At 71.4% G+C, this 21,155-nt stretch carries 22 protein-coding genes; 8 read left to right on the forward strand and 14 right to left on the reverse strand.

Annotated elements, in window-relative coordinates; genetic code table 11:
- The first annotated feature begins 49 nt into the window (after positions 1–49).
- Together M2163_RS30670 and M2163_RS30675 are read left to right on the forward strand one after the other, a co-directional pair.
- The gene (locus M2163_RS30670) at positions 50–1,213 is read left to right on the forward strand and encodes an adenosine deaminase (protein WP_280895592.1); all 1,164 of its coding nucleotides are present in this window, start codon (positions 50–52) and stop codon (positions 1,211–1,213) included.
- A 137-nt stretch (positions 1,214–1,350) separates the two neighbouring features.
- The gene (locus M2163_RS30675) at positions 1,351–1,707 is read left to right on the forward strand and encodes an ATP-binding protein (protein WP_280849658.1); all 357 of its coding nucleotides are present in this window, start codon (positions 1,351–1,353) and stop codon (positions 1,705–1,707) included.
- A gap of 78 nt (positions 1,708–1,785) precedes the next feature.
- Here M2163_RS30675 and M2163_RS30680 read toward each other — a convergent pair whose 3' ends face one another.
- From M2163_RS30680 to afsQ1, 5 genes are all read right to left on the reverse strand, one after another.
- Entirely contained in the window at positions 1,786–1,986 is a 201-nt protein-coding gene (locus tag M2163_RS30680) for a PspC domain-containing protein (RefSeq protein WP_280895593.1), read from the reverse strand.
- Positions 1,987–2,079: 93 nt separating this feature from the next.
- Complete coding sequence (locus M2163_RS30685; RefSeq protein WP_280895594.1) at positions 2,080–2,631, reverse strand: VanZ family protein; 552 nt, start codon at positions 2,629–2,631, stop codon at positions 2,080–2,082.
- Between the two features lie 93 nt (positions 2,632–2,724).
- Positions 2,725–3,321 (reverse strand): hypothetical protein, encoded by a 597-nt coding sequence (locus M2163_RS30690; protein WP_280895595.1) that lies wholly within the window; start codon positions 3,319–3,321, stop codon positions 2,725–2,727.
- Positions 3,322–3,374: 53 nt separating this feature from the next.
- Positions 3,375–4,952, reverse strand: coding sequence for a HAMP domain-containing sensor histidine kinase (locus M2163_RS30695; protein WP_280849654.1), 1,578 nt, complete (start codon positions 4,950–4,952; stop codon positions 3,375–3,377).
- On the reverse strand, positions 4,949–5,626 hold the full coding sequence (afsQ1, locus tag M2163_RS30700) for a two-component system response regulator AfsQ1 (protein ID WP_053851936.1): 678 nt from the start codon (positions 5,624–5,626) through the stop codon (positions 4,949–4,951). The genes M2163_RS30695 and afsQ1 overlap by 4 nt, the downstream gene beginning before the upstream one ends.
- 228 nt (positions 5,627–5,854) lie before the next feature.
- Here afsQ1 and M2163_RS30705 point away from each other — a divergent pair, with 228 nt between their 5' ends.
- On the forward strand, positions 5,855–6,592 hold the full coding sequence (locus M2163_RS30705) for a SigE family RNA polymerase sigma factor (protein ID WP_280849653.1): 738 nt from the start codon (positions 5,855–5,857) through the stop codon (positions 6,590–6,592).
- Positions 6,593–6,741: 149 nt separating this feature from the next.
- On the opposite strand, the gene M2163_RS30710 is transcribed toward M2163_RS30705, so the two are convergent.
- Together M2163_RS30710 and M2163_RS30715 are read right to left on the reverse strand one after the other, a co-directional pair.
- Positions 6,742–6,999 carry a hypothetical protein gene (locus tag M2163_RS30710; RefSeq protein ID WP_280849652.1) on the reverse strand — a complete coding sequence of 86 codons (258 nt, stop codon included), beginning with the start codon at positions 6,997–6,999 and terminating at the stop codon, positions 6,742–6,744.
- A 60-nt stretch (positions 7,000–7,059) separates the two neighbouring features.
- Positions 7,060–7,719, reverse strand: coding sequence for a uridine kinase (locus tag M2163_RS30715; RefSeq protein WP_280849651.1), 660 nt, complete (start codon positions 7,717–7,719; stop codon positions 7,060–7,062).
- Between the two features lie 105 nt (positions 7,720–7,824).
- Between M2163_RS30715 and M2163_RS30720 the strand changes: the two genes are divergently transcribed.
- The gene (locus tag M2163_RS30720; protein ID WP_280849650.1) at positions 7,825–8,220 is read left to right on the forward strand and encodes a hypothetical protein; all 396 of its coding nucleotides are present in this window, start codon (positions 7,825–7,827) and stop codon (positions 8,218–8,220) included.
- Between the two features lie 84 nt (positions 8,221–8,304).
- On the opposite strand, the gene M2163_RS30725 is transcribed toward M2163_RS30720, so the two are convergent.
- The 3 genes from M2163_RS30725 to deoC are packed head-to-tail and all read right to left on the reverse strand — an operon-like array spanning position 8,305 to position 11,592.
- Positions 8,305–9,192 (reverse strand): aldehyde dehydrogenase family protein, encoded by an 888-nt coding sequence (locus tag M2163_RS30725; RefSeq protein ID WP_280895597.1) that lies wholly within the window; start codon positions 9,190–9,192, stop codon positions 8,305–8,307.
- Entirely contained in the window at positions 9,185–10,627 is a 1,443-nt protein-coding gene (locus tag M2163_RS30730; RefSeq protein WP_280895598.1) for an aldehyde dehydrogenase family protein, read from the reverse strand. Before M2163_RS30730 ends, M2163_RS30725 begins: the two co-directional genes overlap by 8 nt.
- 5 nt (positions 10,628–10,632) lie before the next feature.
- Positions 10,633–11,592 carry a deoxyribose-phosphate aldolase gene (deoC, locus tag M2163_RS30735; RefSeq protein WP_280897341.1) on the reverse strand — a complete coding sequence of 320 codons (960 nt, stop codon included), beginning with the start codon at positions 11,590–11,592 and terminating at the stop codon, positions 10,633–10,635.
- Positions 11,593–11,702: 110 nt separating this feature from the next.
- Between deoC and M2163_RS30740 the strand changes: the two genes are divergently transcribed.
- On the forward strand, positions 11,703–12,374 hold the full coding sequence (locus M2163_RS30740; RefSeq protein WP_280849647.1) for a PH domain-containing protein: 672 nt from the start codon (positions 11,703–11,705) through the stop codon (positions 12,372–12,374).
- A 113-nt stretch (positions 12,375–12,487) separates the two neighbouring features.
- On the opposite strand, the gene M2163_RS30745 is transcribed toward M2163_RS30740, so the two are convergent.
- The 3 genes from M2163_RS30745 to M2163_RS30755 all read right to left on the reverse strand — a co-directional run bounded on the left by M2163_RS30745 (position 12,488) and on the right by M2163_RS30755 (position 15,812).
- Positions 12,488–14,119 carry a phospho-sugar mutase gene (locus M2163_RS30745; RefSeq protein WP_280849645.1) on the reverse strand — a complete coding sequence of 544 codons (1,632 nt, stop codon included), beginning with the start codon at positions 14,117–14,119 and terminating at the stop codon, positions 12,488–12,490.
- A gap of 327 nt (positions 14,120–14,446) precedes the next feature.
- Positions 14,447–15,271, reverse strand: a complete 825-nt coding sequence (locus M2163_RS30750) for a purine-nucleoside phosphorylase (RefSeq protein WP_280895599.1) — start codon at positions 15,269–15,271, stop codon at positions 14,447–14,449.
- A 103-nt stretch (positions 15,272–15,374) separates the two neighbouring features.
- Positions 15,375–15,812: a gamma-glutamylcyclotransferase gene (locus tag M2163_RS30755; RefSeq protein WP_053850908.1), complete on the reverse strand. Its 438-nt coding sequence runs from the start codon at positions 15,810–15,812 to the stop codon at positions 15,375–15,377.
- Positions 15,813–15,908: 96 nt separating this feature from the next.
- On the opposite strand from M2163_RS30755, the gene M2163_RS30760 reads away from it, so the two are divergent.
- From M2163_RS30760 to M2163_RS30770, 3 genes are all read left to right on the forward strand, one after another.
- On the forward strand, positions 15,909–17,357 hold the full coding sequence (locus tag M2163_RS30760; RefSeq protein ID WP_031047688.1) for an NAD(P)H-quinone dehydrogenase: 1,449 nt from the start codon (positions 15,909–15,911) through the stop codon (positions 17,355–17,357).
- A gap of 166 nt (positions 17,358–17,523) precedes the next feature.
- Complete coding sequence (locus M2163_RS30765; protein ID WP_280849641.1) at positions 17,524–18,492, forward strand: DeoR/GlpR family DNA-binding transcription regulator; 969 nt, start codon at positions 17,524–17,526, stop codon at positions 18,490–18,492.
- Between the two features lie 254 nt (positions 18,493–18,746).
- Entirely contained in the window at positions 18,747–18,890 is a 144-nt protein-coding gene (locus M2163_RS30770) for a hypothetical protein (RefSeq protein WP_280895602.1), read from the forward strand.
- A 222-nt stretch (positions 18,891–19,112) separates the two neighbouring features.
- Here the strand turns inward: M2163_RS30770 and M2163_RS30775 are convergent, their stop codons facing one another.
- On the reverse strand, positions 19,113–20,885 hold the full coding sequence (locus M2163_RS30775; RefSeq protein WP_280895603.1) for a biotin carboxylase N-terminal domain-containing protein: 1,773 nt from the start codon (positions 20,883–20,885) through the stop codon (positions 19,113–19,115).
- Positions 20,886–21,155: the final 270 nt, after the last annotated feature.

Below are 21,155 nucleotides of genomic sequence, written 5' to 3' on the forward strand. Positions count from 1 at the left end.
CGGATTCGTACAGCGGGCTCTCTACGCGCGTAGGAGTTACAGTGCGAAGATGACGAGCCAGATTGACCGGATGGGGAAGTCCCCGAGCCCGGACCAGATCCGCCGGGCACCCAAGGTTCTGCTGCACGACCACCTCGACGGCGGGCTGCGCCCCGGTACGGTCGTCGACCTCGCCCGGGAGAGCGGGTACTCCGCACTCCCCGAGCATGACGCGGACCGGCTGGGCCACTGGTTCCGCGAGGCCGCCGACTCCGGTTCGCTGGAGCGGTACTTGGAGACCTTCTCTCATACCGTGGGCGTGATGCAGACCCGTGAGGCGCTGGTGCGGGTGGCCGCCGAGTGCGCCGAGGACCTCGCCGCGGACGGTGTCGTCTACGCCGAGGTGCGCTACGCCCCCGAGCAGCACCTGGAGAAGGGGCTGACCCTCGAAGAGGTCGTCGAGGCCGTCAACGAGGGCTTCCGGGAGGGCGAGCGCAGGGCCAGGGCCGACGGCCGCCGCATCCGCGTCGGCGCCCTGCTCACCGCCATGCGGCACGCGGCCCGTGCCCTGGAGATCGCCGAACTCGCCAACCGCTACCGCGACCTGGGTGTCGTCGGGTTCGACATCGCGGGCGCGGAGGCCGGCTACCCGCCCACCCGGCACCTCGACGCCTTCGAGTACCTCAAGCGCGAGAACAACCACTTCACCATCCATGCCGGCGAGGCCTTCGGGCTGCCGTCCATCTGGCAGGCCCTCCAGTGGTGCGGCGCCGACCGGCTCGGGCACGGTGTGCGCATCATCGACGACATCCAGGTCCACGAGGACGGCACCGTCAAGCTCGGACGGCTCGCCTCCTACGTCCGGGACAAGCGGATCCCGCTGGAGCTGTGCCCCAGTTCCAACCTCCAGACCGGGGCCGCGTCCTCGTACGCCGAGCACCCGATCGGGCTGCTGCGGCGCCTGCACTTCCGGGCCACCGTGAACACCGACAACCGGCTGATGTCCGGCACCAGCATGAGCCGGGAATTCGAGCACCTTGTCGAGGCGTTCGGTTATTCGCTCGACGACATGCAGTGGTTCTCCGTCAATGCGATGAAATCAGCGTTCATTCCTTTCGATGAACGACTCGCGATGATCAATGACGTCATCAAGCCCGGATATTCCGAGCTGAAGTCCGAATGGCTGTTCCAGCAGACCGCCTCCACCAGCGGTTCTGTGGACGAAGAGGGCTGACCGGGGAAAACCTCGGGTGCGGAATGCGGGCGGGTGTTCACAATCCGTCCGCATTTCGATGTTTGCAGCGGGTGGGCTCCCGTGTTTACGGTCATGGACCGCTGACATCCCGCAACCCCATTTCGAGGACGCATTTCATGAAGCAGTCTGCTGCCAAGACCCTCGGTGTCGCCGCCCTCGGTGCCGCCTTCGCCGCCGCCGGCGCGGGTGCCGCGAACGCCGCTCCGGCGGTCCCGGACGCCACTCAGGCGCTCGGCTCCGTCTCCCAGGGGCTCCCCACCGAGAACGTCACCAAGGCGCTGCCCGGCGCCGGTGAGGCGCTGGCGCAGGCCCAGCCGGCCGTGGGCACCGGCCTGTCGGCCGCGCAGCCCGCCGTCGAGAAGGTCCTCGCGGACGGCCCGACCGGCCCCGTCGCCGGTCTCCTCGGCGGCCTGCCGATCGGCAAGGTCATCCCGGGCAGCGGCACCGGCCTCAACGGCCTGCCGCTCGGCTGAGACCCGCCGCTCCCCGCACGCGCCGGTGGGGCGCACCCCGGGATCACGGGGTGCGCCCCACCGGCGTACGTGCGGAGGTCACCAGGCGGTCTGCGTCTTCTCCTCCGAGGGGAGCAGGATCCACAGCGCGATGTAGAGCAGGAACTGCGGGCCCGGCAGCAGACAGGACACCAGGAAGATCACGCGCATCGTGGTCGCGGAGGTGCCGAAGCGCCGTGCCAGCGCGGCACACACTCCGCCGATCATGCGGCCGTTGGTGGGGCGGGCGAGGCGGGACATTGCGGCTCCTTCGTGAGCGTCGACGGTCCGGGTCCGAGTGACCCTTTCCAGCTGTCTTCAACGCTACGGAGACGAACAGCACAAAGCGTCGCTCTACGGTGCGATCCCGACCCTGGGAATCGTCGGGGTCCGACCCTGAGCCGGCTCCTCCTGGCGGACGGCGGCGGGCCGGCCGCGCTTGTTCCTGCGGCGCAGCGAGTGGCGCACCGCCGGCACGATCGCGAGGTGGACGAGCGCGACGCCCGCGGTGTTCAGGAACAGCGAGTCGATGTCGACGACCTGGCCGGGCACGCCGGTCTGGAGCAGCTCTATGCCCAGGGAGATCAGCGCGCCCGCGGCACAGGTGCGGATCAGGGAGCCGAGCGGGGAGGCCCACAGGCGGCCGTGCACCATCGGGAGCAGTAAGCCGAGCGGGGCCAGGAGCGCGAGGCCCTCACCGATCCGGCGCGCCGCCTCCTGCCCGCCGAGGGCGAGGTCGGCGCGGATGCCGGCGAACGGGTGCAGGTTGGCGGGGACGACCCAGGGCACGTCCAGCGGGCGCAGCGTGAACCAGGCGACGAACGCGAGGTGTGCGACGAGGAGGGCACCTCCTGCCACACGGACGCGAAGGGCGGCATTGCCGCCGTCGAAGCCTTGACGCTGCACGATCCCCTAGACGCCCCGCTCGGCACGATCGGTTCCGGAACCCCCCGAGGTACCTGGGTGAGGCCTGCGCCACACGTGCCGGCCGCCCCCGCGTCAGCCGCCCGTCACCTCGGTCGACGGCGGCTGGTGGCTGCCCGGCTGGGAACGGACCTCGTCCGTGCAGTCGTAGCGGCGCGGCGGTGCGGCCGTGGGGCCGCCGAGGATCACGGAACCGTCGCCCTCGGCCGCGGCCGAGTCGGACAGGGTGCACACCGCCTGGGCGAGGGCGTAGGCGGACAGCTCGGTGGGCGCGGTGCTCAGCCGGAGCGTGTCCTCGGGGTCCCTGGGCCGCGGCCCCCCGACCGTCATGCCGCCGCGCACGTACGTCTGGTACCCGGCCTCCCGCTCGGCCGCCGACGGTGTCTCGGCGAGCTGGTCGAGAAGCCCCTGCGCGACCAGCACCCGCCGCTCGGAGTCGGCGGTCCCGCCCGGGACCCTGAGGCTCCGGTCGACGGCCACCAGCGAGGCCCCGCACAACAGGAACACCTGCACGGCCAGCCCGTGCGAAGCCTGCTCCGAGGCGTCCGGCTCGGACAGCGAACACCGCACCCGTGAGGGCGCGGGGCCGAAGTCGGTGGGCACCTCGGTGGGCCGGATCCCGCAGCCGGCGACCAGCAGACCCAGCAGGGGCAGCGCCAGCAGGCGCGGCATCCTCCGCCCGGAACGCGGCGCCCCCGCCCCGTCCGTACGTCGTCGCGGGTGCCTCACGCCTCCCCCTTCTTCGCCCCGTCGTCGTCCTTCGTGGCCTCCGTGAGCTGCTCCGCGAGCGCCGAGGCGTCCCGGGGCAGCCGCAGGGTGAAGACGGCACCGCCGTCGGGGGAGTTCGCCGCGGTGATCCCGCCGCCGTGGATGTGGGCGTTCTCCAGGGCGATCGACAGGCCGAGGCCGCTGCCCTCGGAGCGGGGGCGGGAGGCGCTGGCCTTGTAGAAGCGGTCGAAGACATGGGGCAGGACGTCCTCGGGGATGCCGGGGCCGTGGTCGCGGACCCCGATGACCACCTCGTCGTCCGCCGCGCGCACGGCCACCCGCACCGGGGAGCCGCCGTGCTTGAGGGCGTTGCCGATCAGGTTGGCCAGGATCACGTCCAGGCGCCGCGGGTCGAGGCGGGCGTGGATGCCGCGCTCGGCGTCCAGCTCCACCGCGTCCAGCCACGCCCGCGCGTCGATGCACGCGGTGATCTGGTCGGCCACGTCGACGTCGTCGAGGACCAGCCGGGCGGTGCCCGCGTCGAAGCGGGTGACCTCCATCAGGTTCTCGACCAGGTCGTTGAGCCGGCGGGTCTCGCTGACCACCAGCCGCACGGCCGGCTCGATCATCGGGTCCATCGAGCCGGACTCGGCCTCCAGCTCCTCCTCCAGGATCTCCGTCACCGCGGTGATCGCGGTGAGCGGAGTGCGCAGTTCATGGCTCATGTCCGCCACGAACCGCCGGGAGGCGTCGTCACGTGCGGCCATGTCCTCGACCCGCTTCTCCAGTGCCTCGGCCGCGTAGTTGAACGTCCGTGACAGATCCGCGAGTTCGTCGGTGCCCGACACCCTGAGCCGGGTGTCAAGACGTCCCTCGCCGAGCCGCCGGGCGGCGACCCCCAGCCGGTGCACCGGCTTCAGTACGGTCGTCGCGGCGGCCTGCGCGAGCAGCGCGGAGCCGATCAGGGCGAGCCCGGTGGCGATCCCCAGCGACCAGGCCAGGGAGTTGAGGTCCTTGGCCTCGGGCTCCAGGGACTTGAGCATGTACCCGGTCGGGCCGCCGCCGATCACGCGCGTGCCGGCGACCAGATACGGGGTGTCGTGGTCGACGGTCCGCTGCCAGTACAGGTGGTAGGCGTACTCGTTGGCGGAGTCGACCTCCTGCTTCTCGTTCACCGCCTCGCGCAGCGACACGGGCACGTCCTGGAGCGTGAAGCCGTCCAGGGCGCCCGAGTTGCCGTACACCGTCCTGCCGTCGGCGTCGGAGGCCACCAGCAGCACGCTGAAGCGCTGGCTGCTGCCCGCCATCTGCCCCGCGGCCTGCTGGAGTTCGTCCTGCGTGGGGTCCTCGGGCAGGGCGCCCGCGCGGTTCTGCATCTCCTGCTGGAAGTCCCGCAGCACCGCGTCCTGGGCGCGGGTGAGCACCGCCTCGCGATTGAGCCAGTAGGCGATCCCGGACGCCGAGACGGCGGCGGTCAGCGCCACCAGGCCGAAGACGACGACGAGACGCAGCCGCAGACTGGTGAAGCGCAGCCGTGACCACACACCCTTGCGCGCCGCGAACCAGCCGCGGAGCCCCCCTTGCGCTTCGGTCACTGAGGCGTGTCCAGCCGGTAGCCCACACCCCGCACGGTACGGATGAGCGTCGGGGACGAGGGCACGTCCTCGACCTTGGCGCGCAGCCGCTGCACACAGGCGTCGACCAGGCGCGAGTCACCGAGGTAGTCGTGCTCCCACACCAGCCGCAGCAACTGCTGGCGGGACAGCGCCTGGCCCGGCCGCCGGCTCAGCTCCAGGAGCAGCCTGAGCTCGGTCGGGGTGAGCTGGAGGTCCTCGCCGTTCTTCGTCACGGTCATGGCCGCGCGGTCGATGACGAGCGAGCCGAAGGACGCCGAGTCGTTCGACTCCCGCTCCCCGCGCCGCAGCACGGCCCGGATCCGGGCGTCCAGGACGCGGCCCTGCACCGGCTTGACGACGTAGTCGTCGGCACCGGACTCCAGGCCGACCACCACGTCGATGTCGTCGTTGCGCGCGGTCAGCAGGATGATCGGCAGCTGGTCGGTGCGCCGGATGCGCCGGCACACCTCGAACCCGTCGATGCCGGGCAGCATCACGTCCAGCACGATCAGGTCCGGCCGCTGCTCACGCAGCAGTTTGAGGCCGTCCTCACCGGTGGCAGCGGTGGCGACCCGGTGGCCCTGGCGCGTGAGGCTCAGCTCCAGGGCCGTACGGATGGCGTCGTCGTCCTCGATCAGCAACAGGGAAGGCACGGGCTCATTCTGGCCCATGGAGGGGGTGCGGTACGACCTGTGGGACCCGGCAGTCCGTACGGCACTCGTCCGTGGGTCCGCTGTGCAATTCCTGGGAGGGGCCCCTGTGACAGGTCTGTGACAGTCGGCGGACACGGCCATGAAGGTGACAGGGCAATCTTTTCGGCACGGGCAAGGCAGCACCGCCCGAGAGACCGAACACCGGAAGTCCACGACGGGGGGCGCGAGATGAACACGCTGCACGGCATCAGCACCAGCGCAGTGGTCACGCGGCTGCACGACGTGACCCGGGGTTCCGACAAGTCCGGTGCCGTGAGCGGGCGGGGGTGCGCTCGCGGCACCGGGCGTCAGCACACCGGGTACATGTCGGTGGTTGACACCATCACGGGGGAATCGCACGGGGGATCGTCGTACAGGGAGGGCTCGGGGGAGCGTCGTTCGCTGTCGGAGGCGGAGTTCACCGCCTACGTCCAGGAGCGCCGCGCCTCCCTGTACGCCACCGCCTACCACCTGACCGGGGACCGCTTCGAGGCCGAGGACCTGCTGCAGAGCGCGCTGTTCTCGACGTACAAGGCGTGGGACCGGATCAGTGACAAGGCCGCGGTCGGGGGCTACCTCCGCCGCACCATGACGAACCTGCACATCAGCGCGTGGCGCCGCCGCAAGCTGAACGAATACCCGACCGAGGAACTGCCGGAGACGCCCGGCGACACGGACGCGATGCGCGGCACCGAACTGCGCGCGGTCCTGTGGCAGGCGCTCGCCCGGCTCCCCGAACTCCAGCGCACGATGCTGGTCCTGCGTTACTACGAGGGCCGCACCGACCCGGAGATCGCGGAGATCCTCGACATCAGTGTCGGCACGGTGAAGTCCAGCATCTGGCGGTCCCTGCGCCGCCTGCGCGAGGACGAGGTCCTCAGCTTCGGCCGTGACGAGGAGAACGCCTTCGGGGAGCTCGTCGCCTGAGGGTGGGGGGAAAGCAAGGGAACGGGGGACCAGGGGTACCGGCTGGGGGGCCGGTACCCGTGGGGGGGGACCGACGGGGATCACGGGGGAGCACCGAGAAGCGGGACTGGAGGGCCGGGGGGTCCGTCCAGTCCCGCTTTCGTGTGTGCTCAGCGGATCTCCATCAGCCTCGCCCCGGAGGGCGTGTCACCGACGGCGATGGCCTCGGCGGGATCCCTGCCCTCGACGAGGTACGCGCCGGTCGTGCCCTCGGCGACGGCGACCTCGTCGTCGCCCGGGGTGGGCAGATAGTCGCGGTCCTCGTACGTCACCACCCCCGCGCAGGAGCCCGCGGCCTCGCCGCCCGACGAGCAGCCGAGAACCACCATCAGCGTCGCCACCGTCATGACCAGCCGTGCCGTCGGCATCGTTTCCCTTCCCGCAGTGACCGTTTTCCGGTCCTACGACGGAGAAGGAGCCGTTCGCGTTCAGGCCGCCGGTGTCGCCGCCGGTCTGCGGCCCGCCGCCGCGGCGGCGAGGCGGCCGAGCGCCTCGTCCTTGTCGCACGGGTGGGCGCCCAGCGCGGTCTGGCGGGCGACGATCGAGCGTTCCCGGCGCATCAGCCGCCAGCCGCGCCGCAGCAGGAACGGCACGGACTTGCGGCCCTCGCGCAGATCCCGCAGGAACCGGCGCCGGAACGTGCGCACCGGCCCCCGGCTCAGACACAGCGCGTCCGCCAGCACACCGAGTTCCCGGCAGCGGGTGACGATCTCGGCGGCGAAGATGCCCTCCGCGATGAACAGCGGGGTCCGGCCCATCTCGACGGCCTCCTCGCCGGTGCGGGCGCTCAGCGAGAGGTCGTAGACCGGGATCTTCGTGCGCCCGGTGCGGCACAGATCGACGATCGCGGCCACCGCGGTGTCCGCGTCCCACGAGTCGGGGTGGTCCCAGTCGATGTCGGAGCTCCCCGCCACCAGCGGCAGCGTCGGGTCGTCGCCCTCCTTGTAGAAGTCGTCGAGCCTGAGGACCGGAAGACCGGAACGGGCCGAGAGAAGGGACTTGCCGGAGCCGGAGGGGCCGCAGAGCAGCACGACTCGCGTCGGTATGGGCGGTTGGGAACTCACGGGACACCAGTGTGGGGCATTCACCTGCTGTTCATCGACCCCGCGGGTTGGCTTTGAAGCGCGCGTCACACGTCAACTACCCTTCGTGTCGACACGCTTACCCAGTGCACGGAAAAGGTGGCAGAAACGATGGCCCGACACGCGAACCCGACCGCCCAGCGCACGCTCACCGCTCTCGCCGCCGCGGGTGTCGCTCTCGGCGCAGGCGCCGGGGCGGCCGCCGCGGACTCCGAGCCGCTCGTCGACGTGCTGCACACCCGGCCCACCTCGCTCGGCAACATCGACCCCCAGGCCGGCCTGCGCTCCCTCACCGGCACGGTCGGCTACGTCACCGGCCCGGTCGCCGGCCTCAAGCCGAACCCGCTGGCGGGCACGGGCGTGGACCCGCTGGACAACGGGCTGGGGACCCAACTGGCGGATTTCCAGCCGCTGACCTCCCAGGCGGTGACCGGGCCGGTCGCGCAGGCCCAGTCGATCGGGAGCATGCCGGTGGTGGGTCTGGTCACGGGCCTGACCGGCAACTGAGCCGGACCCGCGGCCCCTTCGGCACGGAGCCGCGCCTTCCCCGGACGGAGGGAAGGCGCGGCTCCGTGGTGTCGCGGCCCGGTGTCAGTACGCCGAGCCGGACGCGCCGAGCGACCCCGTCGGGTGCCACACGGTCTTCGTCTCCAGGAACGCCGTCAACCGGTCGATGCCCGGCGTCGCCGTCCAGTCGTCCACAGGCTGTGGACGCAGGACCCGCTTCAGGTTGTCCGCCGCCGCGATCTCCAGCTCCTTCGCGAGGACCTCGTCCGCGCCCGCCAGATCGATCGCGTTGACGTCCTGGTGGGAGGCGAGCGGGGTCGCGATCTCCGCCGTACGGCCCGAGAGGACGTTGACCACGCCGCCCGGGACGTCCGAGGTGGCCAGGACCTCGCCCAGGGACAGCGCCGGGAGCGGGGACCTCTCGCTCGCCACCACGACCGCGGTGTTGCCCGTGGCGATCACCGGGGCGACGACGCTCACCAGGCCCAGGAACGACGACTCCTGGGGGGCCAGCACGGCCACCACGCCCGTCGGCTCGGGGGACGACAGGTTGAAGTACGGGCCCGCGACCGGGTTGCCGCCGCCGACCACCTGGGCGATCTTGTCGGTCCAGCCCGCGTACCAGACCCAGCGGTCGATCGTGGCCTCGACCTGCTCGGCCGCCTTCGACTTCGACAGGCCCTCGGCGTCGGCCACCTCGTGGACGAACTGCGCCCTGCGGCCCTCCAGCATCTCCGCCACGCGGTAGAGGACCTGGCCGCGGTTGTACGCCGTCGCGCCGGCCCAGCCGCCGAACGCCTTGCGCGCGGCCACGACCGCGTCACGGGCGTCCTTGCGGCTCGACTGCGGTGCGTTCGCCAGCCACTTGCCCTTGGAGTCCGTCACCTCGTACACCCGGCCGCTCTCGGAACGCGGGAACTTCCCGCCGACGTACAGCTTGTAGGTCTTGAGCACGGAAAGTCGGTCAGACATCGAGGTACGCCTCCAGGCCGTGGCGGCCGCCCTCGCGGCCGAAGCCCGACTCCTTGTACCCGCCGAACGGCGAGGTCGGGTCGAACTTGTTGAACGTGTTGGACCAGACGACCCCGGCCCGGAGCTTGTTGGCCACGGCCAGGATCCGCGAGCCCTTCTCCGTCCAGATGCCCGCCGACAGGCCGTACTGCGTGTTGTTCGCCTTGGCGACCGCCTCGTCCGGGGTGCGGAAGGTGAGGACCGACAGCACCGGGCCGAAGATCTCGTCGCGGGCGATGGTGTGCGCCTGGGTGACGTTCGTGAAGAGCGTCGGGGCGAACCAGTAGCCGGAGGAGGGCAGTTCGCACTCCGGGGACCAGGGCTCGGCACCCTCGGCGGTGCCCTTGTCGACGAGCGAGGTGATCCGCGCGAGCTGTTCGGCGGAGTTGATCGCGCCGATGTCGGTGTTCTTGTCGAGCGGGTCACCGAGGCGCAGGGTGGACAGCCGGCGCTTGAGCGAGTCCAGCAGCTCGTCCTGGATCGACTCCTGGACCAGCAGCCGGGAGCCCGCGCAGCAGACCTGGCCCTGGTTGAAGAAGATGCCGTTGACGATCCCCTCGACGGCCTGGTCGATCGGGGCGTCGTCGAAGACGATGTTGGCGCCCTTGCCGCCCAGTTCGAGGGTGAGCTTCTTGCGGGTGCCGGCGACCGTGCGCGCGATCTCCTTGCCGACGGCGGTGGAGCCGGTGAAGGCCACCTTGTTCACGTCCGGGTGCGCGACGAGCGCGGCGCCCGTGTCGCCGTAGCCCGGAAGGATGTTGACGACACCCCTGGGCAGGCCGGCCTGGCGGCAGACGTCCGCGAAGAAGAGCGCGGACAGGGGGGTCGTCTCGGCGGGCTTGAGCACGACCGTGTTGCCGGTGGCGAGCGCGGGCGCGATCTTCCACGCCAGCATCAGCAGCGGGAAGTTCCACGGGATGACCTGGCCGGCCACGCCGAGGGGCCGGGGAGCGCTGCCGAAGCCCGCGTGCTCCAGCTTGTCCGCCCAGCCCGCGTAGTAGAAGAAGTGCGCGGCGACCAGCGGGAGGTCGGCGTCGCGGGTCTCCTTGATCGGCTTGCCGTTGTCCAGGGTCTCCAGGACGGCGAGCTCGCGGCTGCGCTCCTGGATGATCCGGGCGATCCGGAACAGGTACTTGGCGCGCTCGGAGCCGGGCAGCGCCGACCACTTCTCGAAGGCCCTGCGGGCGGCCGCGACCGCGCGGTCCACGTCCGCCCCGCCCGCCTGGGCGACCTCGGACAGGACCTCCTCGGTGGACGGGGAGACGGTCTTGAAGACCTTGCCGTCCGCCGCCTCCACGAACTCGCCGTCGATGAACAGGCCGTAGGAGGGGGCGATGTCGACGACCGAACGGGATTCCGGCGCCGGTGCGTACTCGAATGCGGATGCAGATGCCATGGTGATCAGTCCACCGTCACGTAGTCGGGGCCGGAGTAGCGGCCGGTGGCCAGCTTCTGACGCTGCATCAGCAGGTCGTTCAGGAGCGAGGAGGCGCCGAAGCGGAACCAGTGGTTGTCCAGCCAGTCCTCGCCGACGGTCTCGTTGACCAGGACGAGAAACTTGATCGCGTCCTTGGTCGTACGGATGCCGCCGGCCGGCTTCACACCCACCTGGACGCCGGTCTGCGCACGGAAGTCGCGCACCGCCTCCAGCATCAGCAGGGTGTTCGCCGGGGTGGCGTTGACCGCGACCTTGCCGGTGGACGTCTTGATGAAGTCCGCCCCGGCCAGCATGCCGAGCCAGCTCGCCCGGCGGATGTTGTCGTACGTCGACAGCTCGCCGGTCTCGAAGATGACCTTGAGCCGGGCGGCCGTGCCGCAGACCTCGCGCACGGCCACGATCTCGTCGTACACCTTCAGGTACTTGCCCGCGAGGAACGCGCCGCGGTCGATGACCATGTCGACCTCGTCGGCACCGGCGGCCACGGCGTCGCGCACGTCGGCCAGCTTCACGTCCAGGGCGGCGCGGCCGGCCGGGAACGCGGTGGCGACCGAGGCGACCTTCACGCCGGAACCGGCGACGGCCTCCTTGGCGACGGCCACCATGTCGGGATAGACGCAGACCGCCGCCGTGGCGGGGGTCGTCCGGTCGGTCGGGTCGGGGCGGACCGCCTTGGCGCCGAGCGCCCGGACCTTGCCCGGGGTGTCCGCGCCTTCCAGCGTCGTCAGGTCGACCATCGAGATGGCGAGGTCGATGGCGTACGCCTTCGCGGTGGTCTTGATGGAACGCGTACCGAGGGAGGCGGCACGCGCCTCCAGGCCGACCGCGTCCACGCCGGGCAGCCCGTGAAGGAACCGGCGCAGCGTGCTGTCGGACGCGGTCACGTCCGTGAGCGGGTGTGCGGCTGATGCAGTGGTGGGCATGGTCACCAGACGAGCATATCTACGCGCGTAGCGGCTGTACACCCCGGAGACCGGGTTCTGAGGGCACCCGCACACGGGCAGGGAGCCGGACGGCGCTTAGGATCGGCCTCATGACGACCGCACCCCCCGAGTCCAGGGACCGCATCTACCGCTCACCCATGGCGCTGATCGGCGGGTTCCTGCTCCTCGTCATCATCGGCTGGCTCGGCATCGACGCCGTCTTCTCCGGATCCGGCGACACGCCCTGGCTGGCCCTCGCCGTTCTGATCCTCCTCGTGCCGCTGGTGATCGCCTTCACCCTGCGGCCCGCCGTCTTCGCGAACGACGACCGGCTGCGCATCCGCAACCCCTTCCGCGTGATCGTCGTGCCGTGGGGCCAGGTCGAGATGTTCCGCTCCGGCTACTCCAACGAGGTGTTCGTCAAGTCCGGCACCAAGTACCAGCTGTGGTCGATCCCGGTCTCCCTGCGCGGCCGCAAGAAGGCGGCGCGCCAGACGGCCCGGCAGGCGGCCCGGCCCTCCGACGCCCGCGGCTCCACCAGGGGCCTCGGCCTGTTCGGCGGCGGGATGCAGGCGGACGGCCTCGGCGGTCGTACGCCCGTCCCGGAGGGGCCGACCCGGGCCGAGACCGACAAGATCATGGACGAACTGCGCGAGCTGCTGGAGGCCCGGGGGAAGGCGAAGGGCTCCCAGGGCGAGGTCTCGGTGCGGTGGGCCTACGAGATCGTGGGGCCGGCGGTGGCCGGGGCGGTGCTGCTGGCGATCCTCGCGGCTGTGGGGTGACGGCTTCCGGGGTGCCGTGCGGAGCCGTGGGATGAGCCGGGCGGGCGGCGGCCGCCGCTGACTGCTCAGCGACGGCCGTTCCGGGCGGGCTCAGCGGCGGACCGGCCCCGGGATCAGATGCCCGCCGCCGCCGACAGGTCGCGCTTGATCGCGGTCAGCAGTTCGGTCGCCTTGGTGCGGGCCGCCGGGAGGCCGGCGTGGGTGGCCACCGGGACGACCACCTCCAGGTAGCACTTCAGCTTGGGCTCGGTGCCGCTCGGGCGGACGACGACCCGGGCGCCGTCCAGCGTGTAGCGAAGGCCGTCGGTGGGCGGGAGCCTGTCCGTGCCCTGCGTGAGGTCCTCGGCCCTGGTGATCGCGAGGCCCGCGAGCTCGGTCGGCGGGTGTTCGCGGAGCTGCTTCATCGCCCGGGCGATGACCGACAGGTCCTCCACGCGGACGGAGAGCTGGTCCGTGGCGTGCAGGCCGTGCGTCACGGCGAGGTCGTCGAGGAGGTCGGGCAGCGTGCGGTTCTGCTCCTTCAGCTCGGAGGCGAGCTCCGTGATGAGGAGGGCCGCGGTGATGCCGTCCTTGTCCCGTACGCCCTCGGGGTCCACGCAGTAGCCGAGGGCCTCCTCGTAGCCGTAGCGCAGCCCCTCCACGCGGGCGATCCACTTGAAGCCGGTGAGGGTCTCCTCGTAGGGCAGGCCCGCCTTCTCGGCGATCCGGCCGAGGAGGGAGGAGGAGACGATCGACTCGGCGAAGGTGCCGCGCGCTCCGCGGGCCACCAGGTGGGCGGCGAGCAGCGAACCGACCTCGTCGCCCCTGAGCATGCGCCAGGAGCCGTCGTCCTTCACGGCCACCGCGCAGCGGTCCGCGTCCGGGTCGTTCGCGATGATCAGGTCCGGGTCCGTCTCCCTCGCCTTCGCGAAGGCGAGGTCCATGGCGCCGGGCTCCTCCGGGTTGGGGAAGGCGACGGTGGGGAACTCCGGGTCGGGCTCGGCCTGCTCGGCGACGAGCTCCGGGGCGGGGAAGCCGGCCCGTGCGAACGCGGCGAGGAGGGTGTCCTTGCCGACTCCGTGCATCGCCGTGTAGACGGTGCGGGCGGTGCGGGCGGAGTTCTCGGCGAGTACGGCGTCCGTGCGGGCGAGGTAGGCGTCCAGGACGCTGTCGTCGAGGGTCTGCCAGCCGGCGTCGGGGCGCGGCACGTCGTGCAGGGAGGCGATCGCGGCGATCTCCGCGGCGATCTCCGCGTCGGCGGGCGGGACGATCTGGGAGCCGTCGCCGAGGTAGACCTTGTAGCCGTTGTCGCGGGGCGGGTTGTGGCTGGCGGTGACCTCCACCCCGGCCACGGCGCCGAGGTGCCTTATGGCGTACGCGAGGACCGGGGTGGGCAGGGGGCGGGGAAGGACGGCCGCCTTCAGGCCGGCGCCGGTCATCACGGCCGCGGTGTCCTTCGCGAAGTCCTCGGACTTGTGGCGGGCGTCGTAGCCGATGACCACGAGACCGTCGGTGCTGCCGTGCTTCTTGAGGTACGCGGCGAGGCCGGCGGCGGCCCGGATGACGACCGCGCGGTTCATGCGCATGGGGCCCGCGCCGAGTTCGCCGCGGAGACCTGCGGTGCCGAACTGGAGCGTGCCGCTGAAGCGGGCGGTGAGTTCGGTGACGTCTCCGGCCTCGATGAGCCGCGCGAGCTCGTCGCGGGTGTCCGGGTCGGGGTCCTCGGCGAGCCAGGTCGTGGCCCGGGCGGTGAGGTCGTCTCGCACGGTTCGGTCAGCCTCTCGTTGTCGGTCGGTCTGCGGGTTCGGTGGGGGCGGGCGTTCTGCGCAGTTCCCCGCGCCCCTGCATGCCTGCGGCGGCCCGTCGCGGTCCGGTGGGGCCGAGCGTCCACATGTCCCACCCAGGGGCGCGGGGAACGGCGCGACCAGCCCCCGCCGGCCTGCACCCGCCTCCCCACCGGCGGGTGAGCTGGCCGACGGTCCCTCGTGGCTCGGGTGACTGCACCTCCCCAGGGGCGCGGGGAACTGCGCGACCGGCCACGACGCACCTGTACCCGCCCGACGACCCGACCCGGCACATCCCTGGGCGGTCTTTCAGATGCGGCCGAGCACCTGCGCCAGCAGTGCGCCCATCCGCGTCGCCGAGTCACGGCCCGCCTGGAGAACCTCCTCGTGGTTCAGGGGCTCGCCCGTCATCCCCGCGGCGAGGTTCGTCACCAGGGAGATGCCCAGGACCTCCGCACCCGCCTCGCGCGCGGCGATCGCCTCGAGGACCGTCGACATGCCCACCAGGTCCGCGCCGATGACACGGGCCATGCGGATCTCGGCCGGGGTCTCGTAGTGCGGGCCGGGGAACTGGGCGTAGACGCCCTCCTCCAGCGTGGGGTCGATCTCCTTGCACAGGGCGCGCAGGCGGGGGGAGTACAGGTCGGTCAGGTCGACGAAGTTCGCGCCGATGATCGGGGAGGTCGCCGTGAGGTTGATGTGGTCGCTGATCAGGACCGGCTGGCCGGGGCGCATGCCCTCGCGCAGGCCGCCGCAGCCGTTGGTGAGGACGATCGTCTTGCAGCCGGCCGCGACCGCGGTGCGCACGCCGTGGGCCACGGCGGCCACGCCCCGGCCCTCGTAGTAGTGGGTGCGGCCGAGGAAGACCAGGGCCCGCTTGGCACCGATCCGGTACGAGCGGATCTTGCCGCCGTGTCCCTCCACCGCCGGCGGCGGGAAACCGGGCAGCTCGGTGACGGCGAACTCGGCGTCGGGGGCGCCGAGGGCGTCCACGGCCGGTGCCCAGCCGGAGCCCATCACGAGGGCGACGTCGTGGGTCTCGGCGCCGGTCAGTTCGCGCAGGCGCGCGGCGGCGGCGTCGGCGGCGGCGTGCGGGTCGCCCTGGATGTCGTCCGGAAGAAGAGATGCGTTCACGCGGACGAGGGTAGCCGGTTCGTGCCTACGCGCGTAGATGACAGAGCTGACGGGATGGCGATCGTTGTCTTGTCGTTTCCAACCAATCGCGGTCCGGCCTCGCTCAGCAGGGGCGCTTGCGGAGCTCCATGACGTAGTCGTGGGGCGCGCCCGCCGATTCCGCCGCGTCCGCGATCTCGCCCAGGTAGCGGGCGGAGGGCAGACCGCCCTCGTAGCCGTTCAGGACGTACGTCCAGGCCTGTTCCTCACCCTCCAGGGTGTGGACCCGCATGCGTGTGCGGCGGTAGATGTCCAGGCCCACGCCCTCCCAGCGGTCCATCGACTCGTCGTCGGCGGGGGCGATCTCGTAGAGCGCCACGAACACCTGGGACAGGGGGTCCTCGACGATCGTCGCGAGGGCGCCCTCCCAGCCCATGTGCTCGCCCCCGAAGGTCAGCCGCCACCCGTTGAGCCACCCCGTGGCGCGCATCGGCGAGTGCGGGGCACGGCGGGTCATCAGCCGCGCGTCGAGGTTGCCGGCGTAGGCGGCGTAGAGCGACATGGGTCGAGGGTACGGCAGCCTTCCCCGGTGTCTCTCCCGTAACAGTGGCGTCTCGGGGCGCCCCCCAGGCCGTGGCACCCCGGCTCGTGCGGGACAATGGAGTACGTGACTCGGATCGTGATCATCGGTGGCGGACCCGGCGGATACGAGGCGGCCCTGGTGGCCGCCCAGCTCGGCGCGGAGGTGACCGTCGTCGACTGCGACGGTCTGGGCGGGGCGTCGGTGCTGACCGACTGCGTGCCGTCGAAGACCCTTATCGCTACGGCAGAGGTCATGACGACCTTCGATTCGTCGTACGAAGAGCTCGGCATCATCGTCGCCGACGACACCCCGCCGCTGGAGCAGGCCGCGCGAGTGGTCGGCGTCGACCTGGGCAAGGTCAACCGCCGTGTGAAGCGGCTCGCCCTCGCCCAGTCGCACGACATCACCGCGTCGGTGACGCGGGCCGGCGCCCGGGTGCTGCGCGGGCGCGGCCGTCTGGAGGGCATGCAGGCCCTCGACGGATCGAGGAAGGTCGTCGTACGGGCCGCCGACGGGAGCGAGGAGACGCTCGTCGCGGACGCCGTGCTGATCGCCACCGGCGGTCATCCCCGTGAGCTTCCCGACGCCCAGCCCGACGGCGAGCGCATCCTCAACTGGACCCAGGTCTACGACCTCACCGAGCTGCCGGAAGAGCTCATCGTGGTCGGGTCCGGTGTCACCGGTGCCGAGTTCGCCGGTGCCTACCAGGCGCTCGGCTCCAAGGTGACGCTCGTGTCGTCCCGGGACCGGGTGCTGCCCGGGGAGGACCCGGACGCGGCCGCCGTACTGGAGGACGTCTTCCGCCGGCGCGGCATGAACGTCATGGCGCGTTCCCGGGCCCAGTCCGCCAAGCGGGTCGGGGACCGGGTCGAGGTCACGCTCGCGGACGGGCGGGTCATCACCGGGTCGCACTGCCTGATGGCCGTCGGCGCCATTCCGAACAGCGCCGGGATGGGGCTGGAGGAAGCGGGCGTCAAACTGCGCGAGTCCGGGCACATCTGGACCGACAAGGTGTCCCGCACGACGGCTCCCGGCGTGTACGCCGCCGGTGACGTGACCGGGGTCTTCGCGCTGGCCTCCGTGGCCGCCATGCAGGGGCGCATCGCGATGTACCACTTCCTCGGCGACGCGGTGGCCCCGCTGAACCTCAAGACGGTCTCGTCCAACGTCTTCACCGACCCCGAGATCGCCACCGTCGGCTATTCGCAGTCGGACGTGGACGGCGGCAAGATCGACGCCCGGGTGGTGAAGCTCCCGCTGCTGCGCAACCCGCGCGCCAAGATGCAGGGCATCCGCGACGGCTTCGTCAAGATCTTCTGTCGGCCGGGCACCGGGATCGTCGTCGGCGGTGTCGTCGTGGCGCCGCGCGCCTCGGAACTGATCCACCCCATCTCGATCGCGGTCGACAACAATCTGACGGTCGAACAGATCGCGAACGCCTTCACCGTTTACCCCTCTCTTTCGGGGTCGATCGCCGAGGTGGCACGCCAGTTGCACACGCGCAAGGAGACCGGCGGGGCCTGACGGCCGAAAGCGATTCCTGCCTGGGCACAGGGAGTTGTCGACCATTCGTGCGGCATAGGCGGGGGGATTAGGCCCTATACCACTTCCCGTCCTACTGTGCGAACAACTTCTGCAATTCGGCGCAAACTGCTGAAACCAGACGGTCGTTGGGGTTACTGTCAGTTTCGTGTTCGCTGCAGAACGTCGCCAATTGATCCTCGAAATGGTGCGAGCCAATGGAGCCGTGTCGCTCCGTGAGCTCGCCCGCGTCGTCCAGACCTCCGAAGTGACCGTACGGCGGGACGTGCGCGCGCTGGAGGCAGAAGGACTCCTCGACCGCCGGCATGGCGGTGCGGTATTGCCGGGCGGGTTCACGCGGGAGTCCGGCTTTCCGCAGAAATCGCATCTCGCGACCGCCGAGAAGACGGCCATCGCCGATCTCGCCGCTGGTCTCGTCGAAGAGGGCGAGGCCATTGTGGTGGGGGCGGGCACCACCACACAGGAGCTGGCACGCCGGCTCGCCCGGGTTCCCGGGCTGACCGTCGTGACCAATTCCCTCCTGGTGGCCCAGGCGCTCGCCCATGCCAACCGGGTGGAGGTCGTGATGACCGGCGGCACCCTGCGCGGTTCCAACTACGCCCTGGTGGGCTCGGGGGCGGAGCAGTCGCTCCAGGGACTCCGGGTCTCGCGGGCCTTCCTCTCCGGGAGCGGGCTCACCGCGGAGCGCGGGCTCTCCACGTCCAACATGCTGTCCGCGTCCGTGGACCGTGCGCTGGTGCAGGCCGCCGCGGAGGTCGTGGTCCTCGCCGACCACACCAAGCTCGGCACCGACACCATGTTCCAGACCGTGCCGACGGACCTCATCACCCGCCTGGTCACCGACGAGCCCCCGGCCCACGACGACCGGGCCGGCACGGAACTCCAGGCGCTCGCCGACCAGGGGGTGCAGATCGCCGTGGCCGGCGCGTCGGGAGCGCCGGGGGGTGATCAGGTCCCGGCGCGACAGCAACAGCGCCGGGACGTGCCCGTGCCGGGCCCCCGCCGCAGCCAGCTCCCCTCGACGGGCCCTTCCCTCCGCACGGCCACAGCCCTGGGCGATCCGACCCCGACCCCGGGCACGGACCGAGCCCGAGTGGCCGACCTGCGCCGACGCTGAGGCTTTCGACGGGGTGATGTCTTCGGGGGCTGGGGGCTGAGGGGGCTCGGACGCCTCGGGGGCTACCGGGGGCTCCGGGGAGTGGAGCGGGGGAGGCCGGGCTGCGGGTGGCTCCTGTGCGAGGTGCGGGCGTGCATGGGCCGGGGCCGGGCCGGCCGGTACGTGAGGGCGGAACTGCTGTGCCATTCCCAGGCGTGGGTTCGGCCGAAGGTGCGGGGCTTGTGCGGGCGCGGGGCTGTTCCGGCGGGGCCGTGGTGAACGGCCCGCTTCTCTGCTTCGTCGCCGCCCACGTCGTCGGCGCGATCCTGCTCGGCGTCGCCCTGCCGCGCGGCCGCGTGGTCCCCGCCCGGGCCGCCTGGCTGCTGATCCTGTCCATTCCGCTCGACGTCGCCGGATAGGTGATCGGCATTCGCGCCTCTGACCGCGCTGTCGTCCGTCCTGGTGGCCGTCGGCTTCGCCATGGCCGGTCTCGCCCTCGTCCGCCGAGGCACCGGCTGGGCGCGGACCCCGTAGGACCACCGTCTCGGGGGACGGGGAGAACGAGGCGCCCCGCGGACCGACTGCTCCGGTCCGCGGGGCGCTTCGGGATGCCGTGGCGGCACAGGGCGTACGAGGTGCGCTCAGTCCTTGATCTCGCAGATCGCCGCGCCCGAGGTGATCGACGCGCCGACCTCCGCCGTCAGGCCCTTGATGGTGCCGGACCGGTGCGCGTTGAGCGGCTGCTCCATCTTCATCGCCTCGAGTACGACGACGAGGTCGCCCTCCTTGACCTCCTGGCCCTCCTCGACGGCGATCTTGACGATCGTGCCCTGCATCGGGGAGGCGAGGGTGTCACCGGAGGCGACGGGGCCGGACTTCTTGGCCGCACGGCGCTTGGGCTTGGCGCCCGCGGCGAGGCCGGTGCGGGCCAGCGACATGCCCAGCGAGGAGGGCAGGGAGACCTCCAGGCGCTTGCCACCCACCTCGACGACGATCGTCTCGCGGTCCGCGTCGTCCTCGGCCTCGGTGTCGGCCGGGGCCGCGAAGGGCTTGATGTCGTTGACGAACTCGGTCTCGATCCAGCGGGTGTGGACCGTGAACGGGTCGCTGGAGCCGGTCAGCTCAGGGGCGAACGCCGGGTCCTTGACCACCACGCGGTGGAAGGGGATGGCGGTGGCCATGCCCTCGACCTGGAACTCCTCCAGGGCGCGGGCCGCGCGCTGGAGGGCCTGCTCACGGGTGGCGCCGGTGACGATCAGCTTCGCGAGGAGGGAGTCCCAGGCGGGGCCGATGACGCTGCCGGCCTCGACGCCGGCGTCCAGGCGCACACCCGGACCGGAGGGGGCCTCGAACTTGGTGACCGTGCCGGGGGCCGGGAGGAAGTTACGGCCCGGGTCCTCGCCGTTGATGCGGAACTCGAAGGAGTGGCCGCGCAGTTCGGGGTCGCCGTAGCCCAGTTCCTCGCCGTCGGCGATGCGGAACATCTCGCGCACCAGGTCGATGCCGGCGACCTCCTCGGTGACCGGGTGCTCGACCTGGAGGCGGGTGTTGACCTCCAGGAAGGAGATCGTGCCGTCCTGGCCGACCAGGAACTCGCAGGTGCCGGCACCCTCGTAGTGGGCCTCCTTCAGGATGGCCTTGGAGGCGCGGTACAGCTCGGCGACCTGCTCGTCGGACAGGAACGGCGCGGGCGCCTCCTCGACCAGCTTCTGGTGGCGGCGCTGGAGGGAGCAGTCACGGGTGGAGACGACGACCACGTTGCCGTGCTTGTCGGCCAGGCACTGGGTCTCCACGTGCCGGGGGCGGTCCAGGTAGCGCTCGACGAAGCACTCGCCGCGCCCGAACGCGGCCACGGCCTCGCGGACCGCGGAGTCGTAGAGCTCCGGGACCTCTTCGAGGGTGCGGGCGACCTTCAGACCGCGGCCGCCACCGCCGAAGGCGGCCTTGATGGCGATGGGCAGGCCGTGCTCCTCGGCGAAGGCCACGACCTCGTCGGCGCCGGAGACCGGGTCGGCGGTGCCGGCGACCAGCGGGGCGCCGGCGCGCTGGGCGATGTGCCGCGCGGCGACCTTGTCGCCCAGGTCGCGGATGGCCTGCGGGGGCGGGCCGATCCAGATGAGGCCCGCGTCCAGGACCGCCTGCGCGAACTCGGCGTTCTCGGACAGGAAGCCGTAGCCGGGGTGGATGGCGTCCGCGCCCGACTCGCGCGCGGCGCCCAGGACCTTCTCGATGTCCAGATAGCTGGTGGCCGGGGTGTCACCGCCCAGGGCGAACGCCTCATCCGCGGCGCGGACATGCAGAGCGTCCCGGTCCGGGTCGGCGTACACGGCCACGCTCGCGATACCGGCATCCCGGCAGGCCCGGGCAACGCGGACAGCGATTTCGCCACGGTTGGCGATGAGCACCTTGCGCACGATTGAGGCTCCCTCCTTGAAACAAGCCGAGTTTAGGGACTGCCGACACGGCTCTTCGACCCGTCCCCTGTGGTGAGCTTCCCCACACGGAGCGTGATGCGAGCTTCCACGACCCGCGAAATCCCTTGTCGCACCGCGGTACGCAGGACTCCTCCCGGAAACCCTAGCCGTCCTCTGTGGTCAAGGTCTCTGTGAGAGCGTGCTGCGGACCACTCCGATTCTTTGTCGAGTCCCTACGAATGGCCCAATGATTCTTTGCCCGCGGCCGGA

The organism is Streptomyces sp. SAI-135, from assembly GCF_029893805.1.
Lineage (GTDB): Bacteria > Actinomycetota > Actinomycetes > Streptomycetales > Streptomycetaceae > Streptomyces.